This window comes from Streptomyces sp. ITFR-21 (genome assembly GCF_031844685.1).
Taxonomy (GTDB): Bacteria; Actinomycetota; Actinomycetes; order Streptomycetales; family Streptomycetaceae; genus Actinacidiphila.
In genome coordinates this window covers 6,716,125-6,736,951 of sequence record NZ_CP134605.1, presented here as the reverse complement: position 1 = coordinate 6,736,951, position 20,827 = coordinate 6,716,125, and the positions used below count along the sequence as shown (strand labels likewise).

At 73.4% G+C, this 20,827-nt stretch carries 20 protein-coding genes and 1 pseudogene; 7 read left to right on the top strand and 14 right to left on the bottom strand.

Annotation, left to right across the window (positions count from 1 at the left end; translation table 11 throughout):
• Positions 1-59: 59 nt before the first annotated feature.
• Both RLT57_RS30100 and RLT57_RS30095 read right to left on the bottom strand, forming a co-directional pair.
• A pseudogene (locus RLT57_RS30100) lies at positions 60-350 on the bottom strand (ATP-binding cassette domain-containing protein); the annotation flags it as partial.
• Positions 351-534: 184 nt separating this feature from the next.
• On the bottom strand, positions 535-1,164 hold the full coding sequence (locus tag RLT57_RS30095) for a TetR/AcrR family transcriptional regulator (RefSeq protein ID WP_311300412.1): 630 nt from the start codon (positions 1,162-1,164) through the stop codon (positions 535-537).
• A 125-nt stretch (positions 1,165-1,289) separates the two neighbouring features.
• Here RLT57_RS30095 and RLT57_RS30090 point away from each other — a divergent pair, with 125 nt between their 5' ends.
• Entirely contained in the window at positions 1,290-1,994 is a 705-nt protein-coding gene (locus RLT57_RS30090; protein ID WP_311300411.1) for an SDR family oxidoreductase, read from the top strand.
• A 548-nt stretch (positions 1,995-2,542) separates the two neighbouring features.
• Here the strand turns inward: RLT57_RS30090 and RLT57_RS30085 are convergent.
• Positions 2,543-3,766, bottom strand: coding sequence for a glycoside hydrolase family 6 protein (locus tag RLT57_RS30085; protein WP_311300410.1), 1,224 nt, complete (start codon positions 3,764-3,766; stop codon positions 2,543-2,545).
• 250 nt (positions 3,767-4,016) lie between these two features.
• Positions 4,017-6,761, bottom strand: a complete 2,745-nt coding sequence (locus RLT57_RS30080; protein WP_311300409.1) for a cellulose binding domain-containing protein — start codon at positions 6,759-6,761, stop codon at positions 4,017-4,019.
• A gap of 110 nt (positions 6,762-6,871) precedes the next feature.
• Between RLT57_RS30080 and RLT57_RS30075 the strand changes: the two genes are divergently transcribed.
• Positions 6,872-7,126, top strand: a complete 255-nt coding sequence (locus tag RLT57_RS30075) for a hypothetical protein (RefSeq protein WP_311300408.1) — start codon at positions 6,872-6,874, stop codon at positions 7,124-7,126.
• Between the two features lie 119 nt (positions 7,127-7,245).
• On the opposite strand, the gene RLT57_RS30070 is transcribed toward RLT57_RS30075, so the two are convergent.
• The 3 genes from RLT57_RS30070 to RLT57_RS30060 form a co-directional block, all read right to left on the bottom strand.
• Positions 7,246-7,452 (bottom strand): hypothetical protein, encoded by a 207-nt coding sequence (locus RLT57_RS30070; protein ID WP_311300407.1) that lies wholly within the window; start codon positions 7,450-7,452, stop codon positions 7,246-7,248.
• 186 nt (positions 7,453-7,638) lie between these two features.
• Positions 7,639-8,250 (bottom strand): hypothetical protein, encoded by a 612-nt coding sequence (locus RLT57_RS30065; protein WP_311300406.1) that lies wholly within the window; start codon positions 8,248-8,250, stop codon positions 7,639-7,641.
• 181 nt (positions 8,251-8,431) lie between these two features.
• Positions 8,432-9,862 (bottom strand): dihydrolipoyl dehydrogenase family protein, encoded by a 1,431-nt coding sequence (locus RLT57_RS30060; RefSeq protein ID WP_311300405.1) that lies wholly within the window; start codon positions 9,860-9,862, stop codon positions 8,432-8,434.
• 241 nt (positions 9,863-10,103) lie between these two features.
• Here RLT57_RS30060 and RLT57_RS30055 point away from each other — a divergent pair, with 241 nt between their 5' ends.
• The 3 genes from RLT57_RS30055 to lnt all read left to right on the top strand — a co-directional run bounded on the left by RLT57_RS30055 (position 10,104) and on the right by lnt (position 13,184).
• A complete protein-coding gene (locus tag RLT57_RS30055; RefSeq protein ID WP_311300404.1) occupies positions 10,104-10,700 on the top strand; it encodes a histidine phosphatase family protein in 597 nt (198 codons plus the stop codon).
• A gap of 213 nt (positions 10,701-10,913) precedes the next feature.
• Complete coding sequence (locus tag RLT57_RS30050; RefSeq protein WP_311300403.1) at positions 10,914-11,438, top strand: DoxX family protein; 525 nt, start codon at positions 10,914-10,916, stop codon at positions 11,436-11,438.
• Positions 11,439-11,633: 195 nt separating this feature from the next.
• Positions 11,634-13,184: an apolipoprotein N-acyltransferase gene (lnt, locus tag RLT57_RS30045; RefSeq protein WP_311300402.1), complete on the top strand. Its 1,551-nt coding sequence runs from the start codon at positions 11,634-11,636 to the stop codon at positions 13,182-13,184.
• A gap of 98 nt (positions 13,185-13,282) precedes the next feature.
• On the opposite strand, the gene RLT57_RS30040 is transcribed toward lnt, so the two are convergent.
• Complete coding sequence (locus RLT57_RS30040) at positions 13,283-14,173, bottom strand: Gfo/Idh/MocA family protein (protein WP_311300916.1); 891 nt, start codon at positions 14,171-14,173, stop codon at positions 13,283-13,285.
• Between the two features lie 356 nt (positions 14,174-14,529).
• On the opposite strand from RLT57_RS30040, the gene RLT57_RS30035 reads away from it, so the two are divergent.
• Positions 14,530-14,967 carry a hypothetical protein gene (locus tag RLT57_RS30035; RefSeq protein ID WP_311300401.1) on the top strand — a complete coding sequence of 146 codons (438 nt, stop codon included), beginning with the start codon at positions 14,530-14,532 and terminating at the stop codon, positions 14,965-14,967.
• Positions 14,968-15,001: 34 nt separating this feature from the next.
• On the opposite strand, the gene ung is transcribed toward RLT57_RS30035, so the two are convergent.
• The 5 genes from ung to RLT57_RS30010 all read right to left on the bottom strand — a co-directional run bounded on the left by ung (position 15,002) and on the right by RLT57_RS30010 (position 18,904).
• The gene (ung, locus tag RLT57_RS30030; RefSeq protein WP_311300915.1) at positions 15,002-15,682 is read right to left on the bottom strand and encodes a uracil-DNA glycosylase; all 681 of its coding nucleotides are present in this window, start codon (positions 15,680-15,682) and stop codon (positions 15,002-15,004) included.
• Between the two features lie 189 nt (positions 15,683-15,871).
• On the bottom strand, positions 15,872-16,630 hold the full coding sequence (locus RLT57_RS30025; RefSeq protein ID WP_311300400.1) for an SDR family oxidoreductase: 759 nt from the start codon (positions 16,628-16,630) through the stop codon (positions 15,872-15,874).
• A gap of 23 nt (positions 16,631-16,653) precedes the next feature.
• Positions 16,654-17,415, bottom strand: coding sequence for a 3-oxoacyl-ACP reductase FabG (gene fabG / locus RLT57_RS30020; RefSeq protein ID WP_311300399.1), 762 nt, complete (start codon positions 17,413-17,415; stop codon positions 16,654-16,656).
• Positions 17,416-17,705: 290 nt separating this feature from the next.
• Positions 17,706-18,089: a DUF3037 domain-containing protein gene (locus RLT57_RS30015; RefSeq protein WP_311300398.1), complete on the bottom strand. Its 384-nt coding sequence runs from the start codon at positions 18,087-18,089 to the stop codon at positions 17,706-17,708.
• Positions 18,086-18,904: a HipA family kinase gene (locus tag RLT57_RS30010; RefSeq protein ID WP_311300397.1), complete on the bottom strand. Its 819-nt coding sequence runs from the start codon at positions 18,902-18,904 to the stop codon at positions 18,086-18,088. The genes RLT57_RS30015 and RLT57_RS30010 overlap by 4 nt, the downstream gene beginning before the upstream one ends.
• A gap of 436 nt (positions 18,905-19,340) precedes the next feature.
• On the opposite strand from RLT57_RS30010, the gene RLT57_RS30005 reads away from it, so the two are divergent.
• Positions 19,341-19,841, top strand: a complete 501-nt coding sequence (locus RLT57_RS30005; protein WP_311300396.1) for a Rieske (2Fe-2S) protein — start codon at positions 19,341-19,343, stop codon at positions 19,839-19,841.
• Here the strand turns inward: RLT57_RS30005 and RLT57_RS30000 are convergent.
• Positions 19,830-20,783, bottom strand: a complete 954-nt coding sequence (locus RLT57_RS30000) for a LysR family transcriptional regulator (protein ID WP_311300395.1) — start codon at positions 20,781-20,783, stop codon at positions 19,830-19,832. The two genes, RLT57_RS30005 and RLT57_RS30000, sit on opposite strands and share 12 nt — an antisense overlap.
• Positions 20,784-20,827 lie beyond the last annotated feature (44 nt).

Below are 20,827 nucleotides of genomic sequence, written 5' to 3'. Positions count from 1 at the left end.
TGCTGTCCCGGGCCGGCGGACGCCGCCGCGGTACGGGGCCGGGCCGGCAGCCCACCGGTCAGCGCCAGCAGCTGTCGCTGCCCGGCGGACAGGTTGCGGCCCCGCTCGCCGACCGGCTGGAGGTAGCCGAGCGGCAGCGCCGCCACCACGGGGTGCGCGCCCACCGCCCGCGCCGCGGCCTCCACCTCGGCGTCGCTCGCGTCGGGCCGCCCGTAGGCGACGGCGTCCCGGACCGTGCCGCTGAACAGGTGGGCCTCCTGAGGCACCACGCCGAGTCCGCGGCGGTAGCCGGCCAGGTCCAGCTCACGCAGGTCGTGGCCGTCCACCCGGACCGACCCGGAGGTGGGGTCGCCCGGCGGGCGTCCCGCTCCGGGCCGGCGCGCCGACCGGACCACCCGGATCGTAAGGTCCGTGGTGCGGGACGCGACGGGGACCGCGGGCCGGGAAGCGCGCTCGGACGGCGGACGGCGGCGTGCACGCGATGGGAGGGCCGCCGGGTCCCGGCGGAAGCGCCGGCGCCCGCCGCCACCGGTGCTACGCGCTGATGCCGGCCGCGTCGATGACGGCCGCCGCGGTGGCCACCGCGAGCCCCTGCAGCGGATCCGCCTTGATACCGGCCCGTACGCTCGCCCCGTCGTAGACCAGCGTCAGCTGCCGCGCCAGCGTGTCGGGGTCGGCGGCGCCGCCGCGCCGGGCCTCGGCCAGGAAGAAGTCGGTCATGGCCTGCTTGCCGCGGGCGGCGACGACACTGGCGACATGCCCGGGGTCCTTCAGCTCGACCTGGGTCGCCACGTAAGGGCAGCCGTAGTAGTCGGCCGAGGCCGCGACCTCCTCCAGCCGCTCGAAGACGTACAGCATCCGGGCCCGGGGGGCGTCCGGGGCGCCGGGCGGCGGGATGAGCAGGGCGGACAGCAGCGGCGCCCGCTTCTCCAGCGCTGCGGCGATGACGTCGTCCTTGCTGTCGAAGAGCTGGTACATCGAGCGCTTCGAGACACCGGCGGCCTTGCACAGCGCGTCGGTACCGGCGCCGGTGCCCTCCCGGTAGAAGAGGTCGGCCGCGGCGTCGAGCAGCCGGTCGCGGGACGACGGCCTGGGCGGCCCTGGCGCCGCCTTGGACGCCGTCTTCCTTCTGCCGGTCGGCTGGTCCGGTGTCACGGTGGTCATGGAGGCAGGTTACCGCGCCGGCTCGACAGTGGAAACCGATCGGTCTACAGTTGCTTGAAACCGATCGGTTTCCAGTGGTCGGCGACAACACGACTTCCGCACCCCCGTACAGAAGGGCACCTGTCATGCAGATCAGGGGTTCCGTCGCACTCGTCACCGGCGCCAACCGCGGACTCGGCGAGCAGTTCGTCCACGCGCTCCTCGAAGCCGGGGCGGCCAAGGTCTACGCCGCCGCACGCGACCCGAGGAAGGTCACCGTGCCCGGCGCGATCCCGCTGACGCTGGACGTCACCGACCCCGCCTCCGTACGCGCCGCGGCCGAGCAGGCCCAGGACGTCACGCTGCTGGTCAACAACGCCGGCTCGTACACCGGCGCCGGCATTCTGGACGGCGACCTCGACGACTTCCGCCGTGAGTACGAGACCCACGTCCTCGGCAGCCTCACGGTGAGCCGCACCTTCGCGCCGGTGCTGGGCCGCAACGGCGGCGGCGCGATCGTCAACGTACTGTCCGCGCTGTCGTGGTTCACCACCCCCGAGAGCGGGGGCTACTCCGCGGCCAAGTCCGCCGCGTGGTCGGTGACCAACGCCCTGCGCCTGGCACTGGCCGAGCAGGGCACCCAGGTCACCGCCCTGCACGTCGGCTACATGGACACCGACATGACCGCCGGTATCGAGGCCCAGAAGTCCGACCCGGCCAAGGTCGCCCGCATCACGCTCGAAGGCGTCGAGGCCGGCCGGCACGAGGTGCTCGCCGACGACGTCAGCAAGCAGGTCAAGGCCGGCCTGGCCATCGGCCCCGAGGCCCTCTACCCCCAGCTCGCGGGCTGACCCGAGTCCGGCTCCCAACCCCGGGCCCAGCCCCGGACCCGGGGCCCGCACCCGGCGGTCGTCTTCGAGCGGGTAGCGGTGCGGGGCGGCACCGGCCGAGCAGCGGCCGCTGTCCCGGGTGGTCGTCGTGGTCGACGGTGCCGATCGCGCCCCCGATCCCAGCGCCCTGCCGGCGCTGCTGCACGATGCGGGGCGTAGAGCCGCCGCCGGTGGACGGCCGGCGACCGCGCAGGGTGATCCACGACGTGACGCGGGACGTCGAGCGCGGGTGGCTGACGTGAAGCCTCCGGCCCAGTGGACGATCTCGTGCTGGGACCCTCCCGCCGGGGGCTTCACGGCTACCCGCACCCGATGTCCCGCTGTCCCGTCCGAGCGGGTCCGATCTCCCGCTGTCCCGTCCGAGCGGGTCCGGGCACTCCGCGCGGAGCCTCACAACGGTCATTGCGCCGAGGAGACCCCGGTGGGGTGACGATCACGCGGGCGTCCGCGAGCGGTCCGGCCACTTCGGACGGGCAGGTGGTCGAGACGTCGGTCGGCGAAGTCCGCCGTCACAGCCGGGGGCGCGGGTTGGCGTTGTGCACCAGTTCCAGCGCCTGCTGGGGGAACCACGTGCCGGCGGCCGGGTCGGGGTAGCCGCGCTCGGGGTCGTTCGGTCCCGCGGTGCCGCGCGTGCACTGGCCGTCGGACTGGCCGGGGATCTTCACCCACAGTCCGGCGTCCTGCAACGGGTCGCCGGTGTTCAGGGTGGGCAGGGCGCCGGTGCCCCGTCCGGGCGGGTTGCACCAGTCCTGCGGGTCGGAGTACACGCCGGTCGGCGGGACCCAGGGACCCTGACCGTTGCGGCTGGTGTCGGTGACGAAGTGCTTCATCGCCGACGGCGCGGCGTGCACGTTCGCGTCGAGCCAGTGCTGCGCGTCCTCGGGCGCCCAGTACTGGTTGGGGCAGGAGGCGGCGTCGCCGCCGTCCTGGACGTAGCTCAGGCAGGAGGAGACGAGCTTGCCGTACCAGGCGAGTTCGTCGTCTGAACGGTAGTTGGAGATGTTGAGGTAGAAGCCGCTGGCATCGTCGACACCAGCGCCGATGAGCCGGGGCACGATGTCGTTGACGCTGTGCCAACCGCTGTGGCCTGCGTCAATGTACACCTTGTCGCCGCTGGCGGCCGACTGCAGCGTGCTGACGGCGTAGCGTATCTCGCTGTAGCGCTCGGCGGTCCTGCTGCCCTGCGCGTCGTCCGCTCCGCAGTCCGAGGGCAGCAGGGCCAGCGAGTCGGGCTCCAGGATGACGTCGGCCGGCCGGCCGCCGATGCCCGCCTTCACCGCGTCGATCCACGCCTCGTAGTCGGCGGTGTCCGCGGCGCCGCCCGCCGAGTACTGGCCGCAGTCGCGACCGGGAACGTTGTAGAGCGCGAGGACCGGCAGGGCGTGCTGCCGGGCCGCGTCGGTGACCGTCTCGCGCACGGACGCCTCGACGTCCGCGGGGGTGCCGCCGCCGGTGAACCACACGGCCTGCGGAGTGCGGGTCATGGCGCGGACCCTCGCGGCGTCCAGAAGCTTCCCGTGCTGGACCAGGCCGAGGATTTGGGTGTTCGCCGCGGGGTCGGCGGGCGGCGTGAACAGACGCGCGGACCGCGTCCCGTGGTGGTCGGGGGTGTGGGCGTGCGCGGGAACGGCGGCAGCGACGGCGACCAGGGCTACGGCTGCGGCAACGCAGAGTGAGCGGGCACGGCTGCGGGACCGGGTTACGACGGTACGACCGTCGGCGCGGGTGGTCATGGGGGGATTGGCTCCTCGGGGCACGGACAGCGGACAGCGGACGTTGCGGGGCGAGGCCCGGTGCCACCGTGGGAACATGGGAGCGCTCCCACGGTGGCGTTAGTATTAACCTCCGAACCGCGGACGGCGTCAATCCCCCCGCACGGACTTCACGAGGTGAACGTCCCCGAGCCCGCAGCCGTGGATGCTCTTCGGACAAGACGCGCCCGGCTGGTGGTGACGCCGGCCGGCCGGCTCCACAGTGCCCCCCTCAGGCGCTCGCGCACGCGGCGCCGTTCAGGCTGAAGGCGGTGGGTGCGGTGTTCGCGCCGGTCACCGAGGCGGTGAAGCCGACGGTGGCCGACGTGCCGGGGGCCAGCGAGGGTGCCCAGGTCGGTGCGGAGACGGTGACGGCCGCCCCGGTCTGGGCGTAGCCGGCGTTCCACAGCGAGGTGATCGTTTGGCTGCCGGGGAAGGTCCAGGCGAGCTCCCAGTTGGCGGCCGGCGTCGCGCCGGTGTTCTTGACGGTGACCGATGCCTGGAAGCCGCCGGACCACTGGTTGGTGACCGTGTAGGCCACCGAGCATGCGCCGGCCGGCGAGGTGGTCGGCGGGGTGGTGGGCGAAGTGGTCGGCGAAGTGGTGGGCGAAGTGGTCGGCGGGGTGGTCGGCGGGGTGGTGGGCGGGGTCGAAGTGCCGCCCTGGTCGGTGGTGTCGCCGTAGATGATGCCGCGGCCGTTCGTGCCGAAGTAGACGCGGCCGAAGATCCGGGGGTCGCCGGTGATGGCGCCGCCGGTCCAGCCGTACTGGTGGGCGTCGTCGTTGATCCGCTGCCAGGTCGCGCCCTGGTCGGTGGAGCGGTAGATCCCGCGGATTCCGCCGATCTTCGCGCTGGTGTAGAGCGTCTGGTAGGTGGCGCTCGGCGCGGCCTTGCCGAAGCCGATGTTGTCGGCGGCGTCGATGCCGGCGGTCTTGGTGAACGACGTGCCGGAGTCGGTGGAGTGCCACAGGCCGGAGGGGCTGCCGCCTGCCAGCCAGATGTCACCCTCGGCGCCGGGCAGCGCCTTGAGGTCGACGGCGCCGGAGGACGGCAGGCCGGTGGCCGCGGTGGCGGTGAAGGACGCGCCACCGTCGGTGGAGAGGTAGAGCGTGCCGCCGGAGAAGCCGTAGAACTTACTCGGGTTCACCCGGTCCGAGGCGATCACCGCGCCGGCCGGGATGCCGGTCGAGGCGGTCCAGGAACCGCCGAAGCCCACGGTGTAGTTGACGCCGGTACCGGACGGACTCCACAGGAAGCGGCTGCCGTCGGCCGCCGCGGCGACCGTACCGCCGCCGGTGACGCCGGACGGCTCGGTGCCGGTGAACCAGTCGGCGCCGTTGTCGGTGGAGAAGGCGATCCGGCTCAGCGTGGAACCGGAGTCCCGGTTACCGGACTTGACCACGATGCCGGCGTTCGTCCCGGCGTAGTCCAGGCTGGTGCTGGTGGGCAGGTTGGGCTGGGTGAACATCAGCGACGGCACCTTGGTGACGTCGGCGTGCCGGAAGCCGCCCACGTCGCCCAGCGCGCTGAGCAGCGGGGCGCCGGTCGGCGGGCTGATCAGGTCGTTGACCGCGGTCTCCTCGAAGCCCTTGACGTTGGGCTTGATGGTGATCTTGCCGCCGCTGTCCCAGGTGGTGAGGTTGTCGGTGCCGAAGAGCGTGGCGCCGGTGCCGTACCACAGGCGGTCGGAGTTGAACGGGTCGATCTCCAGCGACTCGGTCATCCAGCCGAGCTTGGGCGTGGACTCCGGCGGCGACGGGTTGGCGCCCCAGCTCAGCCACGGCACGGACGACACGTCGAGGGTGAACCGGTTGTCGCGGTTGGGGTAGCTGCTGTAGTCCCAGGCGTGCGTCCAGCTCCCGCCGCTGTCGGTGGAGCGGAAGATCTGGGTGTCGGGCCACCAGGAGCTGTAGCCGGTCACCATCACCGTGCCCGGGTGCTGCCGGTCCACGGTGAGGCCGCTGTAACCGAAGTAGGTGTCGGTGTCGTTCAGCGGACTGATGTTGGTCCAGAGGCCGGTGGCCGTCGCGTACCGCCACACCTGGCCCTTGCTGCCGTCGTACGGGCCGCCGGTGTCGCTGGTGGCCAGGTAGAGGTAGCCGTTCACCGCGTCGAGGACGCCCTTGTGCGCGATGTAGCCGGTGGGCTGGCCGGCCAGCCGCGACCAGGTGGTGCCACCGTCGGTCGAGCGGTAGACCGTGTTGTCCTTGTCCGCGACACCGACGTAGATCGTCCGGGTCGCCGAGCCCTTGGTGCCGGTACTCGGGTCGAAGGTCACCCAGACCACACCCTGGTTGTCGCTGTTGTAGCCGCTGGTGTCCGTCGGATCCGCCACGTAGTTGCCGGCGTTGGGGAACGCCGTCACCTTCGACCAGGTGACACCCGAATCCGTGCTGCGCCACAGACCGTTGCCGCTGGGCGCGCCGAGGTAGAGCACACTGTCCTGGTTGGGGTCGATGGCCAGCCGCTCGCCCATCCCGCGGCCGGGCATGTTCCCGCCGAGCTTGAACGGCAGGTCGGTCGCCTGCCAGGTGGTGCCGCGGTCCGAGGACCGCAGCACCGCGCCGGTGCCCGGATCCCAGGAGTTGGTGTACGTGCCGACCGCCGCGTACACCTTGTCCGGTGCGAGCGCGTCGGTGGCCAGGCTCACCACACCGGTCCGGCCCCAGTGGTCCCAGTCCACCGAATCCAGCAGCGGCGTCCAGGACCCGGTGCTCTGCTCCCAGCGGTAGGCTCCGCCGATATCGGTACGGGCGTAGGCGAGGTTCTTCTCCGACTGGTTGAAGACGATGCCGGGGACGAACCCGCCGCCCCCGATCTGGACGTTCTTCCAGGTGTAGGTGTCGGCGACGGCCTGCGGGGAGACCGCCGCGGCGGCGGCTGTGCCCGTCGCCGCGGCGGTGGCCGAGGCGACGGTGACAGCGCCGCCGATCAGGCTGAGTGCCGCGACAAGCGCGGCAAGGGGTTTACGGAGCATGAGACGTCCTCTCCGCACGCGGCGAACCCTGTACGGGCCCGCAGGCGCGGTGGTGGGGGGGTGGACGGTTGCCTGGGAGCTCGCGGACGAACAGGCATGGGAGCGCTCCCATGGCGTTTGCGATAGTAGCCCGCGGCACGGCGGGTGAGAAGGGGCCGACCACGTCCAGCACCGGTCCGCCCGGCACCGCCGACGAGAGCACCGCCGGATTTCTCAGCCCGCGACGCGGCAGGCGGCGCCCCGCCACCTCGCTCGCCACCAGCGGCGTCGCCGCGGTCCTGGCCGGCGGCGGGCTCTTCGCACTTCGCACTACCGCGCTCGCGGCGCACAGGAAAGGCGCCGTCATGAACGGTGTGAGCGGCTGAGAGAGCCGGCTGACCGATCTCGTCGACGGCAGAGCGTCTTCTGATCGCCCGGTGCCGCTGCCCCGAGCGGGGCACCCGCTTCCCGCCGACACGTGTCCACCGCCGCGGACACGTGACCGTCACCGTTGCTTCGGTAGATCCATCGAATTGGCGAGGCTGCTCGTTCTCCGGTCGCGCTTCCGCCACCGGGAGAGCACCTCGCGCACCGGGCCCTGGACGATGGCGGTGAGCGGGCCACCGCCGAACAGCAGCACGGTGAACGGCGAGACGGCCGGGAAGACCGTCGCCAGCAGCGCGGGCGCGGCGGTTACCGCCAGGCCCGTCAAGGTGCGTCGCGCATGGACCGGGCGTGGTCGTCGATCTCGCGGCGGGCGTCGGCCAGCCGGTCCTCGATGTGCGCCACCGGCTCCGGCGATCAGGGCTCGGCCCGGGTGGTGCGCACGACGCCCTGCAAAAAGGCGCGGAACTGCGCGCGTTGGTCGTACGTGCGTTCCCGGCAGCACGAGCAGTCCTCAGGACTCAGGGCCGCGAGGTCGTCGGTAGTGGTCGCCGACCAGCGCCCAGTCCCGCTCAAGGGACGCGGCGACGTCGGACGGCATGTGGAAACGGGCGTGTCCGACGTCGTAGAGGCCCGCGCGGACACGCGCGCTCACCGGGTCGGCGAAGAGGATCTCGTCGTAGCGGATCTCGTCGTAGCGGAGCACGGCGCGTTGAGGGTCGTCTCGCTGATCGTTCCGGCGAAGGGGCAGTACAACGCGCGGAAGGGGGCTGCCGTCGGAGTGTTCGTACCCATACCCCGAGGAGTCCGCCTGGTCCGGCTCCTGGACGGCCGCCCAGGTACCGACGGCGGTGGTCGCCGGGTGCGGGTGGTTGCCCGGACTCGCGACCCGATGGCCCACCGCGCCGGCCTGGCCGGACGACGCCAGGGTCCCGAAGAAACCCGGCAGCCTTATCGCCGCCACGACGATCACCCCCGCGGTGAGCCGCAGCCAGATCAGCCCGACCGCCACGGCGACGAGCAGGCTCAGGGCGGGAGACAGGCCGACCGGCAGCCACAGGACGGCACCGGTCAGGACTGTGGCCGCCGCGGCCACGGCGAGGCCCGCGGCTGCGAACCGCGGCATGGTGCGTACCGCTTCGGACAGATCCAGCGGGACCGCTCGCATCGCACCCCCGAACCCCCCGGCCTACCGGCAGCTCCTCGTAGGCCCGGCGCGTGCCCGCCGACGGCTCTCACCCCGGCGAGCACGTCGTCCCGCCGCCGTCCAGGGAGGTAGCGGCAGCGGACATCCGTGGCAGGCGGCGTCAGCCCCGGTAGGTCTCCAGCAACCGCAGCCAGATCTCGCTGATCGTCGGGTACGCGGGTACCGCGTGCCACAGGCGTTCCAGCGGGACCTCGCCCGCGACCGCGATCGTCGCCGAGTGCAGCAGTTCGCTGACGCCGGGGCCCGCGAAGGTGACGCCGATCAGATGGCCGCGGTCGAGGTCGACGACCATCCGCGCCGTACCGCGGTAGCCGTCGCCGTACAAAGCGGCGCCGGCCACGTCGGCGATGTCGTAGTCCACGACCCGGGTCCGGCGTCCGGCCCGCTCGGCCTCCGCCGCGGTCAGGCCGACGGCGGCCACCTCGGGGTCGGTGAAGACGACCTGCGGCACGGCGGCGGAGTCCGCGGTGGCCGCGTGCGGGCCCCAGGGCGACTCGTCCAGCGGCTCGCCCTTGGCGCGGGCCGCGATCGCCGCCCCGGCGATACGGGCCTGGTACTTGCCCTGATGAGTGAGCAGCGCCCGGTGGTTGACGTCGCCGACCGCGTACAGCCAGCCGTCGGCGACCTCGGTGACCCGGCAGGTGTCGTCGACCGGCAGCCAGTCGCCCGGCGTGAGGCCGACGGTGTCCAGGCCCAGGTCCGCGGTGCTCGGGGTGCGGCCGACGGCGAACAGGATCTCGTCGGCGGTCAGCTCACCGCCGTCGTCCAGACCGACCCGCACCTGGCCGTCCTCGCGGATCGCCGACACCACCGACACCCCGAACCGCACCTCCGCGCCGGCCTCGCGCAGCCCCTGCGCGACCAGCTCGCCCGCGAACGGCTCCATCTTCGGCAGCAGCCCGCCGCCCCGCACCAGGACGGTGACCTGCGCGCCGAGCGCCTGCCAGACCGTGGCCATCTCGACGGCCACCACTCCGCCGCCGACCACCACCAGCCGCCCCGGGACGTCCTTGGCGCCGGTGGCCTCGCGGCTGGTCCAGGGCCGTACGTCGGTCAGGCCCGGCAGCTCGGGCAGCGCGGCGCCGGTACCGGTGCAGAGCGCGACCGCGTGCCGGGCGGTGAGCGTCACGGTGCCGCCGTCCGGGGTCGTCACCACCACCGTGCGGGGGCCGTCGAGCCTGCCGTGGCCCCGGACCAGGTCGACGTGGACCGACTCCAGCCAGCTCACCTGGCCGTCGTCCTTCCAGTGGGCGGTGAACTCGTCGCGGCGCGCCAGCACCAGGGACGCGTCCAGCGGCCCGGCCACCGCGTCACTCAGGCCCGGCAGCCGGCGGGCGTCGGCCCTGGCCACCACCGGCCGCAGCAGCGCCTTGCTGGGCATGCACGCCCAGTACGAGCACTCGCCGCCGACCAGGTCCCTCTCCACGACCACCGTGCTCAGCCCGGCGGCCCGGGTCCGGTCGGCCACGTTCTCGCCGACCGGGCCCGACCCGATGACCACCACGTCGTAGGTGCGGGGGGCGTCGTTCATACCGGCTCCTGGGCTGCTGGGTCCTGTAGGGCGGTCGGTCCGGCCGGGCGCGGGTCCGCGGCCGGGCGCGTCCGCCGCCATCGTAACGAGGGGAGGCCGCAGGAGGCCTTTCCCGCGCCTTACGGTTGCCCCCGCGTAAAGGAGTTGGCAGGCGGCGGCCACCTGGTCCGGCTGGTGCGGCCGGGCCCGCGACGTATGATCAAGACCGCGGCGCCGCGGGGCGTCACGGGAGGTGTGCTCGATGGGCGAGCTTGTTCTGATCCGGCACGGGGAGACCGAGTGGACCCTGTCCGGGCAGCACACCAGCTACACCGACCTGCCGCTCACGCCCCACGGCGAGGAGCAGGCCGGCTCGCTGGCGCCGCTGCTGGCCTCCCGGCACATCAGCGCCGTCCTGACCAGTCCGATGAGGCGGGCCCGGCACACCGCCGAACTGGCCGGCCTGAAGCAGACCCGGATCGACCCCGACCTGCGGGAGTGGGACTACGGCGGCTACGAGGGCGTGACCTCCCGGGAGATCCACCGGACCCGGCCCGGCTGGGACCTGTGGACCGACGGGGTGGTCCCCGGTCCCGACGGGCATCCCGGTGAGACCGCGGAGGAGGTCGGCGACCGGGCCGACCGGGTGCTGGCCCGGGTGGACGCCGCCTTCACCAACAGCGAGGGCGGCGACGTGGTGCTGGTCGCCCACGCCCACTTCCTGCGGGTACTGACCGCGCGGCGGCTCGGCCTGCGGGCGGCGGACGGCGCGCTGTTCCAGCTGGCCACCGGTACGGTCGGCCGGCTCGGCATAGAGCACGGACGGCATGTGCTGACCGCCTGGAACCGGCTGCCCTGAGCCGGTTCGAAACTGGCCGTTCACCCGGACGGACCGTACGGCCGTGCGGGGCGGCCCGCGCGGTGCCGAGACTGGAGGCGGGCTCACGGCCGTACGGGCGCGGGCCGACTCCGGCCGCCGGACCGCGGTGTCCGAGGACTTCCGGTGCCGGGGCCGTTCCGGCGTCCGCAAGGCTCCGGATTGCGCGACGGCATCTGAGGAGAGGACCCGGCCATGTCCGCTGCGGACCGCAGGGATCTCGGACTGCTCGCGCTGCGCCTCGGCACCGGCTCGGTGCTGTTCGCGCACGGCGCCCAGAAGCTCTTCGGCTGGTTCGGCAAAGGCGGCCTGGACGGCACCGCCCGGGGCATGGAGCAGATGGGGTTCCGCCCGGGCCGGTCCGCCGCGCTGGCCGCCGGGCTCGGCGAGGCGGGCGGCGGCGCCCTGCTGGCGCTGGGGCTCGCCACACCGGCGGCGGGCGCGGCGGCGGCCGGCGCGATGGCCGGCGCGGTGTCCGTGCACGCCCCGGCCGGCTTCTTCGCGATCGACGGCGGCTTCGAACACCCCGGCCTCCTCGGCTGGACCGCCGCCGCGCTGGGGCTCGCCGGTCCCGGGCGCTTCTCCCTCGACCACGTCACCGGCCACCGCCTGAACCGCCCCTGGGTCGTCGCCGCGGCCTTCGCCGCCTCGGCGGTGGCCGCCACCGCCGTCATCCGGCGCCGCGCCGCACACCAGGGCGAGCAGCCCCCGGACGGCTGACCGGGCCCGTCCGCCCCCCTCGTACCAGTACCGTGCAGATGCGTGCGGGATGACGAAGGAACACCGACCGACGAGAGCTGCCGGGTGCGGCGGGATCGGTGCGCCGGATGTACGGCATGTCGCGCGTGGTGAGCTGAGGACCGGAGCGGCTGGACCGCCCCGGCGGACGCGCGGGACGGTCGAGGGAGCGGGTTCATGACGGTGACGGCCGAGCGACGCGGCACGGCCCGGCTGTCGTCGCCCTGGTGGCGCGGTGCGGCCGTGGCACTGGCCGGGGCGCTGCCCGCGCTGGCCTTCCCTGCGCCGTCCCTGTGGTGGCTGGCCTACGTGGCGCTGGTTCCGTGGATGCTGCTGGCCCGTTCGGCGCCCACCGGCCGGCGGGCCGCGGTCGACGGCTGGCTCGGCGGCGCGGGCTTCATGCTGGCCGTGCACCACTGGCTGCTGCCGAGCCTGAACGTGTTCATCGTGGCGCTGGCCCTGCTGCTGGGCGCGCTCTGGGCGCCCTGGGGCTGGGCGGTACGCCGGCTGCTCGGGCCCGGTTCCGGTCCGGGGCAGGTCGCGTCGGCGACCGTGCTGGTGCCGTCGGCCTGGCTGACGGTGGAGCTGGTGCGGTCCTGGCAGTACCTGGGCGGCCCCTGGGGGCTGCTCGGCGCCAGCCAGTGGCAGGTGCCGCCGGCGCTGCGGCTCGCCTCGGTCGGCGGGGTGTGGCTGGTCAGCTTTCTGGTGGTGCTGGTCAACACCTGCCTGCTGGCGCTGCTGGTGGCGCCGGCGGTGCGCCGCCCCGCGGTGACCGCCCTGGCGGTGGCGGCCGTGGCCACCACCACGGTGTGGCTGTGGGCGCCGCGTCCGCAGGAGTCCGGGTCGGTACGGATCGCGGTCGTGCAGTCCGGCGTGCTGCCGACCGGCGACAGCCGGTTCGGCCGGGAGGAGCAGCTGACCCGGGAAGTGGCCGGTACGCACCCCGACCTGGTGGTGTGGGGGGAGAGCAGCGTCAGCGTCGACCTGGCCGACCATCCGCGGACCGCCGCCCGGCTGACCGCCCTGTCCCGCGAGGTCGGCGCCGACCTGCTGATCAACGTGGACGCCGAACGCGCCGACGGCAAGGGCATCTCCAAGACCTCCGAGCTGATCGGGCCGCACGGCGTGAGCGGCCCGACGTACGACAAGATGCGGCTGGTGCCCTTCGGCGAGTACGTCCCACTGCGTTCGGCGCTGGGCTGGGCCACCTCGGTCGGCAAGGCGGCCGGCACGGACCGCACGCCCGGTACCCGGCAGGTGGTGATGGACACCGGGAAGGTGCGGTTCGGGCCGCTGGTCTGCTTCGAGTCCGCGTTCCCCGACATGAGCCGCCATCTGACGGGCGACGGCGCCGAGCTGCTGATCGCCCAGTCGTCCACCTCGTCCTTCCAGGACAGCTGGGCGCCCGCCCAGCACGCCTCGCTGGCCGCGCTGCGGGCCGCCGAGGACTGGCGGCCGATGGTGCACGCCACGCTGACCGGGATCAGCGCGGTGTACGACGCCGACGGCCACCCGGTCGGCCACCGGATCGGCACCAGTGCCAGCACCGCCACCGTCTACCAGGTACCGCTGGCCGGCGGCCGCAGCCTGTACGTGCGGTTCGGTGACTGGGTGCCGCGGCTGGCTCTGCTGCTGGCTCTGTCGGCGCTCGTGTACGAGGTCACGGGCCGGGTGCGCCGCCCGGCGCCGGCGCTCCCGCCGGCCGCCGGAACCGCCGGAACCGCGTAGGGCGCCAACCGGGCCACCAGGAACGCCTGGACACAGGGCCGCCGGTCAGCCGTCAGCTCACCGCACACCGCCAGGGGGCCAGGCGGAGTACCGGTGGGTCAGCCGGTGATCTGGGTGACGATCCGCTCGCACAGTTCGTGGGTGCGCAGCGCGTCCCGCGCGTCGAGGAGTCTGCCGTCGCGTACCGCGCCGAGGAACGCCAGGGTGATCTGTTCCAGACCGCGCTGGCGGGCCACCGGCACCCAGTCGCCGCGGCGGCGTACCGTCGGCTGGCCCTTGTGGTCCACCACTTCGGCGAGGTTGAGCACCTGGCGGCGGGTGTCGCCGCCGCTGACGTCCAGACTCTCCTCGGTGGAGCCGCTCATCCGGTTCATCGACCCGATCGCGGTGAAGCCGTCGCCGGACAGGTGCAGCACGACGTGGTGCAGCAGCCCGCCGCGCACCCCGGCCGACACCTGGACCTGCTCGATCTCGCCGGGGGCGAGGAACCGCAGGGTGTCCACGACGTGCACGAAGTCGTCGAAGACCGCGTCCCGCGGGTCCGCGGCGAGGCCGACCCGGTTCTTCTGCATCAGGATCAGGTCGCGGGGGTGATCGAGGCACTGGGCGTAACCGGGCGCGTAGCGGCGGTTGAAGCCTGCCATCAGGCTCACCCGGCGTTCTCCGGCGAGCTCAACCAGTCGCCGGGCGCTCGCCAGGTCGTAGCCGAAGGGCTTGTCGACATAGGCCGGGATGCCGGCCTCAAGGAGCCGGGTGCCGATCTCCACGTGGTGCTCGGTGGGCGCGTGCACGAAGGCGGCGTCGAGCCCCTGGTCGAGGAGCGCGTCCAGGGAGGTGTGGCGGTGCGGCAGCCGGTGGGCGTCGCCGACCCGCTCCAGCGTCGCCCGGCTGCGGGTGTGCAGGTGGAGTTCGAGGCCAGGCTGGGCGGTGAGTACCGGCAGATAGCCCTTCTGCGCGATGTCACCGAGTCCGATGACGCCGATCTTCAAAGGGGTGCCACCCGGTGCCATGCCCGCTCCTGTCATGTCGCCCGACTCCTCCGGCCCCCGTGTGCCGGCGTCGACCGGCCGGCTCGTCCGCCCGGGTCGCCGTACGGGTGTCATCGCAGCATACGGGCCGGTCGCGGCCGTGAGGGCGGCAGTGCGGCGCGGAGCGGGCCGACTGCTTCCTGGTGCGCGACGCCTTTCGGCAGGGGGCACGGGCGGCCTTCGGGTCCGGGCCGGCCAGCCCGCCGCCGTACGGGTGAGGTGGCGCTCCCGTACGGGTGAGGAGGGGTGTTCGGCGGCGGGACGATCACTCCTCGGGGGAATAGGCGACCGCGCGGAACCGGGGCACAGTTGCGGGGGTGCGCCGCTCTCCTCTCGGCCCCTGCGCCGTTCCCCCGCTCGCCCTGGTCCTGCTGGCCGTCTGCGCCGCGACCGGATGTACCACCGTGTCCGCCCGCACGGCGCCGCCACCCGCGCCGGGGTCGTCGGCGACGGGTTCGTCCGCCGGGCAGCAGCCGGGCCACGGCGACGGGCGGTCGTCGGTGGTGGGACCGGCCCGCAAGGCGATGGGCACGACCGAGACGAAGCCGTCCGCCACCCCGCGGACCCCGGTCCATCGGTCCCCGCGGCAGGCCCGGCGACCGGCTCCCGCCCCTCTCGCGCCCCGCCGCGGGACACTCCCGTCTGTCATCCCGGTGCCGACCGGTAGCGCGGTGTGCGCGCTGGGCGAGCAGTACGGCGGCTGGGCGCCGGGCAGTGACGCGGCCGCCATCTGCCACCGGCAGTACGGCGGTTAGCCTCGGACCCGGCGGCAGTCCGGCGGTACGGCGGTCAGCCGGCGACCGGGACGAGGTCGGGGATCCGCCAGTCGATCGGGTCGTGCCCCTGCGCCTTGATTGCGTCGTCGATCTGGCCGAAGGGCCGGCTGCCGAGGAAGAGCTTGGCCGACAGCGGCGACGGGTGGGCGCCTTGGATGACGATGTGCCGGTCGCCGTCGATCAGCGGCAGCTTCTTCTTCGCGTAGTTCCCCCACAGCACGAACACCGCCGGGTCCGGCCGCCCCGACACCGCCCTGATCACCGCGTCGGTGAACTTCTCCCAGCCCTGGCCCTTGTGCGAGTTGGCCTCGCCCTCACGGACGGTGAGCACCGCGTTGAGCAGCAGCACACCCTGCTCGGCCCACGGCATCAGGTAGCCGTTGTCCGGCACCGGGTAGCCCAGTTCGTCCCGCAGCTCCTTGAAGATGTTGCGCAGGCTGGGCGGGGTCTTCACACCGGGCCGCACCGAGAAGCACAGGCCGTGCCCCTGGCCCTCCCCGTGGTACGGGTCCTGACCGAGGATCAGCACCTTCACCCGGTCGAACGGGGTCGCCTCCAGCGCGGCGAACACCTGGTCGCGCGGCGGGAAGACCCGGTGCTCGCGCCGCTCGGCCTCGACGAAGTCGGTGAGCCGCTTGAAGTACGGCTTGTCCGACTCCTCGCCGAGTGCGGTCTCCCAGGAGTCGGGCAGCATGCTGGGCACGTCAGGAACCTCCGGTAAGCGATCATCAGTTGCCGCCCAAGAACGTACCGCCCCCCACTGACAGCGGCGTCCGGCAGCGTGCAGGCCCCGGGTGACGGCCGGTCGGGGCCGCCGCCCGGGGCCGGACTCGGGGAGCCGGACGCACGGGGCCGCCTCACCGCGGCCCGCGCTGCGTCCCGGTCAGGATCCCGCGCGCAGGAAGAGGCCGCCGTCGACGACCAGGTTCTGGCCGGTGATCCAGGCGGCCTGTTCGGACAGCAGGAAGGCGGCGGCGCCGCCGATGTCCTCGGGCACACCGAGCCGCTGGAGCGGGTACCCGGCGGCGGCCTCCTCCTCACGGCCTTCGTAGAGCGCGGCGGCGAACCTGGTCTTCACCACCGCCGGGGCGATGGAGTTGACCCGCACGCCCGGTGCCATCTCGGCGGCGAGCTGCACGGTGAGGTTGACCATGGCCGCCTTGCTCATGCCGTAGGCGGCGATGAGCGGCGCCGGCGCGAGACCGGCGATCGAGGTGATGTTGACGATGGCGCCGCCGTTCTCCTTCTGCCACGCCTTCCACGTGCGCTGGGCGAAGCCGAGCGCCGAGATCACGTTGGTCTCGTAGACCTTGCGGACGACGGCGAGGTCGAGTTCGGTGAGCAGGCCGTAGACCGGGTTGGTGCCGGCGTTGTTGACGAGGTGGTCGATCCGGCCGAACGCCTCCATGGTGCGCTCGACCGCGAGCGCCTGGTGGTTCTCGTCGTGGGCCTTGCCGGCCACGCCGACGGCCCGCTCGGCGCCGAGCCGCTCGACGGCCTCCTTGAGGGCGTCCTCGTTGCGTCCGGTGATGCAGACGCGGTCGCCGCGGGCGACGAGCGCCTCGGCGATGCCGTAGCCGATGCCGCGGCTCGCGCCGGTGATCAGGGTTACGCGGCCGCTGTCGGGGGGTAGCTGGGTCATGTCGGATCGCACCCTCGCGCTTGTCAGTTGAGCGGGCCGCCGGCCACGTACATGACCTGGCCGGAGATGAAGCCGGCGGCGTCGCCGGTGAAGAAGGCGATGGCGTTGGCCACGTCCTCGGGCCGGCCGACCCGCTGGACCGGGATCTGGGTGGCGGCGGCGGCCTGGAAGTCCTCGAAGCCCATGCCGACCCGGGCCGCGGTGGCGGCGGTCATGTCGGTGACGATGAAGCCGGGGGCGACGGCGTTGGCGGTGACGCCGAACTTGCCGAGCTCGATGGCGAGGGTCTTGGTGAAGCCCTGCAGGCCGGCCTTCGCGGCGGAGTAGTTGGCCTGGCCGCGGTTGCCGAGCGCGGAGGACGAGGAGAGGTTGACGACCCGGCCGAACTTCGCGTCCACCATGTGCTTCTGGACCGCGCGGGTCATCAGGAAGGCGCCGCGCAGGTGGACCCCCATCACCGTGTCCCAGTCGGTGGCGGTCATCTTGAACAGCAGGTTGTCGCGGAGCACGCCGGCGTTGTTGACCAGGACGGTGGGCGCGCCCAGTTCGCCGGCGACCTTGGCGACGGCGGCCTCGACCTGTGCCTCGTCGGAGACGTCGGCGCCGACCGCGATCGCCTTGCCGCCGGCCGCGGTGACGGTCTCCACGGTCTCCTTGCAGGCGCTCTCGTCGAGGTCGAGTACGGCGACGGCGCGGCCTTCGGCGGCCAGCCGTACCGCGGTGGCGGCGCCGATTCCGCGTGCGGCGCCGGTGACGATCGCGACGCGCTGCTCGGTGGTGGACATCTGTGTCTCCTCAGCCCGGTGTGGCGGGCGGCCGCGTACGCGCCCCGCGCATGAGCGACCGCTTAGTAGGTCCGTAGCGGAAACCGTAGGAGGGCCGTGACCCAGTGTCAACGCCGACCACCGGCGAGGCCGCCCGGGCACGGGTCCGCGCGTCCAGCCCGCTCGCACACCCGTCCGTACGGCCGCCCCTGCTGTCGGCCCCGCGTCCAGCCCGCGTCCGCCGTGTGTGCCGGCCCCGCGTCCGACCCGCCCGGCGCCCGCGCCCGCCCCGGCCGCCGGAATCCGCCGGTTCACCTCACCAGCAGCGCCAGCAGCCGGTCCGCCTCCTTGTCCGCGTCGGCGGTGAGCCCGGTGTGGATCGGGCCGGGCTGCACGATGGTGCTGCGCGGCGCGGTGAGCCAGCGGAAGCGGCGGCCCGGGTCGTCGCCGGCGGCCTGCCCGGCCCGTTCACCGCCCGCGCAGACGCCCTCGTAGCCGCGCAGCGCCGCCCGTACCCCGGCCACGTCCACCTCCGCGTCCAGGCAGCGCAGCCGCGCCTCGTCCAGGTGCACCCGGGCGCCGACGTAGCTCTGCGCCCGGCAGTACACCAGCACGCCCGCGTTGATCATCTCGCCGCGCTCGATCCGCGGCACCACCCGCACCAGCGCGTACTCGTAGACGTCGCGCCCGCTCACTTGGCGTTCTTCCCTTCGACCCAGGGGCGCAGCCACTCCGGCGGCGGCTGCCTGTGCTGCCGCACCCCGGTGGTGATCCGCTCGTGGATGTCCGCCGCGCGGGCGCCCAGCAGCTCACGGTAGGCGCGGCGTACGTCGTCGGGCGTGTCGAAGCCGGGCTCGTCCACCAGCCACTCGTCGGGCACCAGCGCGGTCACCTCGGTGAGCAGCCCGTCGGTCACCCGCGCCGCCAGTTCCGCGGCCACGGCGGCGGGTTCGGGCGAGAAACGGGACAGCGCGTGGTCGGAGGCGTCGTACGGCTTGGCCGAAGCGGCGGCCGCCGACTTCCAGTTGTGGTGCCAGATCAGCGAGGCCCCGTGGTCGATCAGCCATACGTTCCGGTGCCAGACCAGCATGTTGGGGTTGCGCCATGACCGGTCGACGTTGCCGATGAGGGCGTCGAACCAGACGATGCGGCTCGCCTCGGCCGGGTCCACCTCGAAGACCAGCGGGTCGAAGCCCAGGGCGCCCGGCAGGAAGTCCATGCCCAGGTTCAGCCCGCCGCTCGCCTTCAGCAGGTCCTGGATCTCCTCGTCGGGCTCGCCGAGCGCGATCACCGGGTCGAAGTCGAAGCGCACCAGTTCGGGCACCCTCAGACCCAGCCGCCGGCCGAGCTCGCCGGCGATCACCTCCGCGACCAGCGCCTTCCGGCCCTGCGCGGCACCGGCGAACTTCACCACATAGGTGCCGTAGTCGTCCGCCTCGACCACACCGGGCACCGAGCCACCCTCGCGCAGCGGCGTGACATAGCGGATGCCCGTCACTTCTCTCAGCATCCCCCCAGGCTAGGGCCTATGGCTTGGATCTCCGTGGGCGGCCGAGCGGGTCCGGTGCGTTGCGGCCGCGAGGCGGAGGAGGGAGAGGAGGCAGGCGAGGCGGTGTGGCCGGGTGTGTCGCCGACCGACGAGAACGCGGCGGGTGTGCGGGCCCCGCCCCGCCGCGGAGATCCGAACGACAGGCCCCAGCCGGGTACGGACCGCCCTCCTGGACGAGATCACCGGCGGTAGCGCCGACAGGCCGCCGGGCCGGTCCTGCCGCCGCCGGGGCGCGCTCACACCGCCTCGCCGAGCCTGCCGCCGCGCCACCGGTCGGAATTCCCGTGCGTGTCGCTGAGCGTTCCGCCGCGGCCAACCGTATGGACGGGCACGCGTGAAAGCACGCTGCCGGGCGCCGAGGCGCCGCCTGGTTCCACGAGCGGACAGGACGCAGACCATGCCCGAAGAATCCTCCCGACTCCCCCTGACCCCCACCCGCCGCGGTGTCGTCGCCGCAGCGGGCGGCATCGGGCTGGTCGCCGTGCTGGCCGCCTGCGGCTCGGACTCGGACAGCAGTTCGGACGCGGGCGGCTCCTCCTCGCCGTCGGACACCGGCGCGCCCTCGTCGGCGCCCACCTCCGCGGACGGCACATCGGCCCCCGCCGGGGGCGGTACGGCGCTGGCCAAGACCTCGGAGATCCCGGTTGGCGGAGGCAAGGTCTTCGCCGATCAGAAGGTCGTCGTCACCCAGCCCGCCACCGGGCAGTTCAAGTGCTTCTCGGCGGTCTGCACCCACATGGGGTGCACGGTCGCCAGCGTCTCCGGCGGCACCATCAACTGCCCCTGTCACGGCAGCAGGTTCCACGTCACGGACGGCTCGGTTGCGGACGGTCCGGCGACGCAGCCGCTGCCGGCCAAGCAGGTCACCGTCTCCGGCGACGAGGTCTCACTGGTCTGAAGGACTTCCCCCGGGTGCGGGGGGCGCGGTCGGCCGGTCGCCATGGGGGCGGCCGGCCGACCGGCGGAGGGCCTCGACGGCGACGCGGATCGCGGGGCGGCGGTCGGCGTCGGTGCGCCACACCGCGAAGACGTGGCGGTTCATGGTGCGGCGGACCGGGATGACGCGTACGCCGGGCGGCAGCGGGTCGCGGCCGAGCCGGGGCATCACCGCCACACCGAGACCGGCGGCGACCAGCACCAGCACCGTGGCGTGCTCCTCGGCGTGGTGCGCGATCCGCGGTTCGATGCCCTTGCCGCGCAACGTGAACAGCAGCCATTCGTGGCAGAAGCCGCCGTCCGGCCAGGTGATCCACTCGTCGCCCGCCAGCTCGTCGAGCGTGATCTCGGCCCGGCCCTCCAGCCGGTGTCCGGCGGGCAGCGCGACGTCCACGATGTCGTCCAGCAGCGGCTCCTTGGCCAGCCCCGCAGGCAGCGACAGCGGCTTGTTGTACCAGTCCAGGGCCACCGCCAGGTCGAGGTCGCCGCGGGCGAGGCCAGCCAGCGCCTCCTTGGGCTCCAGCTCGTGGACGACCGGGCGCAGTCCGGGGTGCTCGCGCCGCAGGGTGCCGAGCGCGGCGGGGAACATGCCGCGGACCGCGGTGGGGAAGCCGGCGATCCGCAGTTCGCCGACGGCGGCGCCGCGATGGGCCTCCAGGTCGGCGTGGGCGACCTCGACCAGGGACAGTATCCGGTCGGCGTGGCCGGACAGCAGCCGGCCGGCGTCGGTGAGGCGCACTCCCCGGCCGTTCTTGGCGATCAGTGTCTGCGCGGTCTCCCGCTCCAGCTTGGCCATCTGCTGCGACACCGCGGAGGTGGTGACGCCCAGGACGTCGGCGGCGGCGCTCACCGAGCCGTAGGTGTCGATGGCGTGCAGGATCCGTAGACGCTCCAGACTCAACATGTAAGCAACTCTACATCGTCCATGTAAATTTTCTCGCTTGTGCT

Coding starts and splice junctions, on each gene's coding strand:
- ung (WP_311300915.1), bottom strand. CDS start 15,682: ATGCTGCCCGACTCCTGGGAGACCGCACTCGGCGAGGAGTCGGACAAG.
- lnt (WP_311300402.1), top strand. CDS start 11,634: ATGACGGTGACGGCCGAGCGACGCGGCACGGCCCGGCTGTCGTCGCCC.
- RLT57_RS30090 (WP_311300411.1), top strand. CDS start 1,290: ATGCAGATCAGGGGTTCCGTCGCACTCGTCACCGGCGCCAACCGCGGA.
- RLT57_RS30025 (WP_311300400.1), bottom strand. CDS start 16,630: ATGACCCAGCTACCCCCCGACAGCGGCCGCGTAACCCTGATCACCGGC.
- RLT57_RS30055 (WP_311300404.1), top strand. CDS start 10,104: ATGGGCGAGCTTGTTCTGATCCGGCACGGGGAGACCGAGTGGACCCTG.
- RLT57_RS30010 (WP_311300397.1), bottom strand. CDS start 18,904: ATGCTGAGAGAAGTGACGGGCATCCGCTATGTCACGCCGCTGCGCGAG.
- RLT57_RS30095 (WP_311300412.1), bottom strand. CDS start 1,164: ATGACCACCGTGACACCGGACCAGCCGACCGGCAGAAGGAAGACGGCG.
- RLT57_RS30080 (WP_311300409.1), bottom strand. CDS start 6,761: ATGCTCCGTAAACCCCTTGCCGCGCTTGTCGCGGCACTCAGCCTGATC.
- RLT57_RS30050 (WP_311300403.1), top strand. CDS start 10,914: ATGTCCGCTGCGGACCGCAGGGATCTCGGACTGCTCGCGCTGCGCCTC.
- RLT57_RS30005 (WP_311300396.1), top strand. CDS start 19,341: ATGCCCGAAGAATCCTCCCGACTCCCCCTGACCCCCACCCGCCGCGGT.
- RLT57_RS30085 (WP_311300410.1), bottom strand. CDS start 3,766: ATGACCACCCGCGCCGACGGTCGTACCGTCGTAACCCGGTCCCGCAGC.
- RLT57_RS30075 (WP_311300408.1), top strand. CDS start 6,872: ATGGCGTTTGCGATAGTAGCCCGCGGCACGGCGGGTGAGAAGGGGCCG.
- RLT57_RS30065 (WP_311300406.1), bottom strand. CDS start 8,250: ATGCCGCGGTTCGCAGCCGCGGGCCTCGCCGTGGCCGCGGCGGCCACA.
- RLT57_RS30060 (WP_311300405.1), bottom strand. CDS start 9,862: ATGAACGACGCCCCCCGCACCTACGACGTGGTGGTCATCGGGTCGGGC.
- RLT57_RS30000 (WP_311300395.1), bottom strand. CDS start 20,783: ATGTTGAGTCTGGAGCGTCTACGGATCCTGCACGCCATCGACACCTAC.
- fabG (WP_311300399.1), bottom strand. CDS start 17,415: ATGTCCACCACCGAGCAGCGCGTCGCGATCGTCACCGGCGCCGCACGC.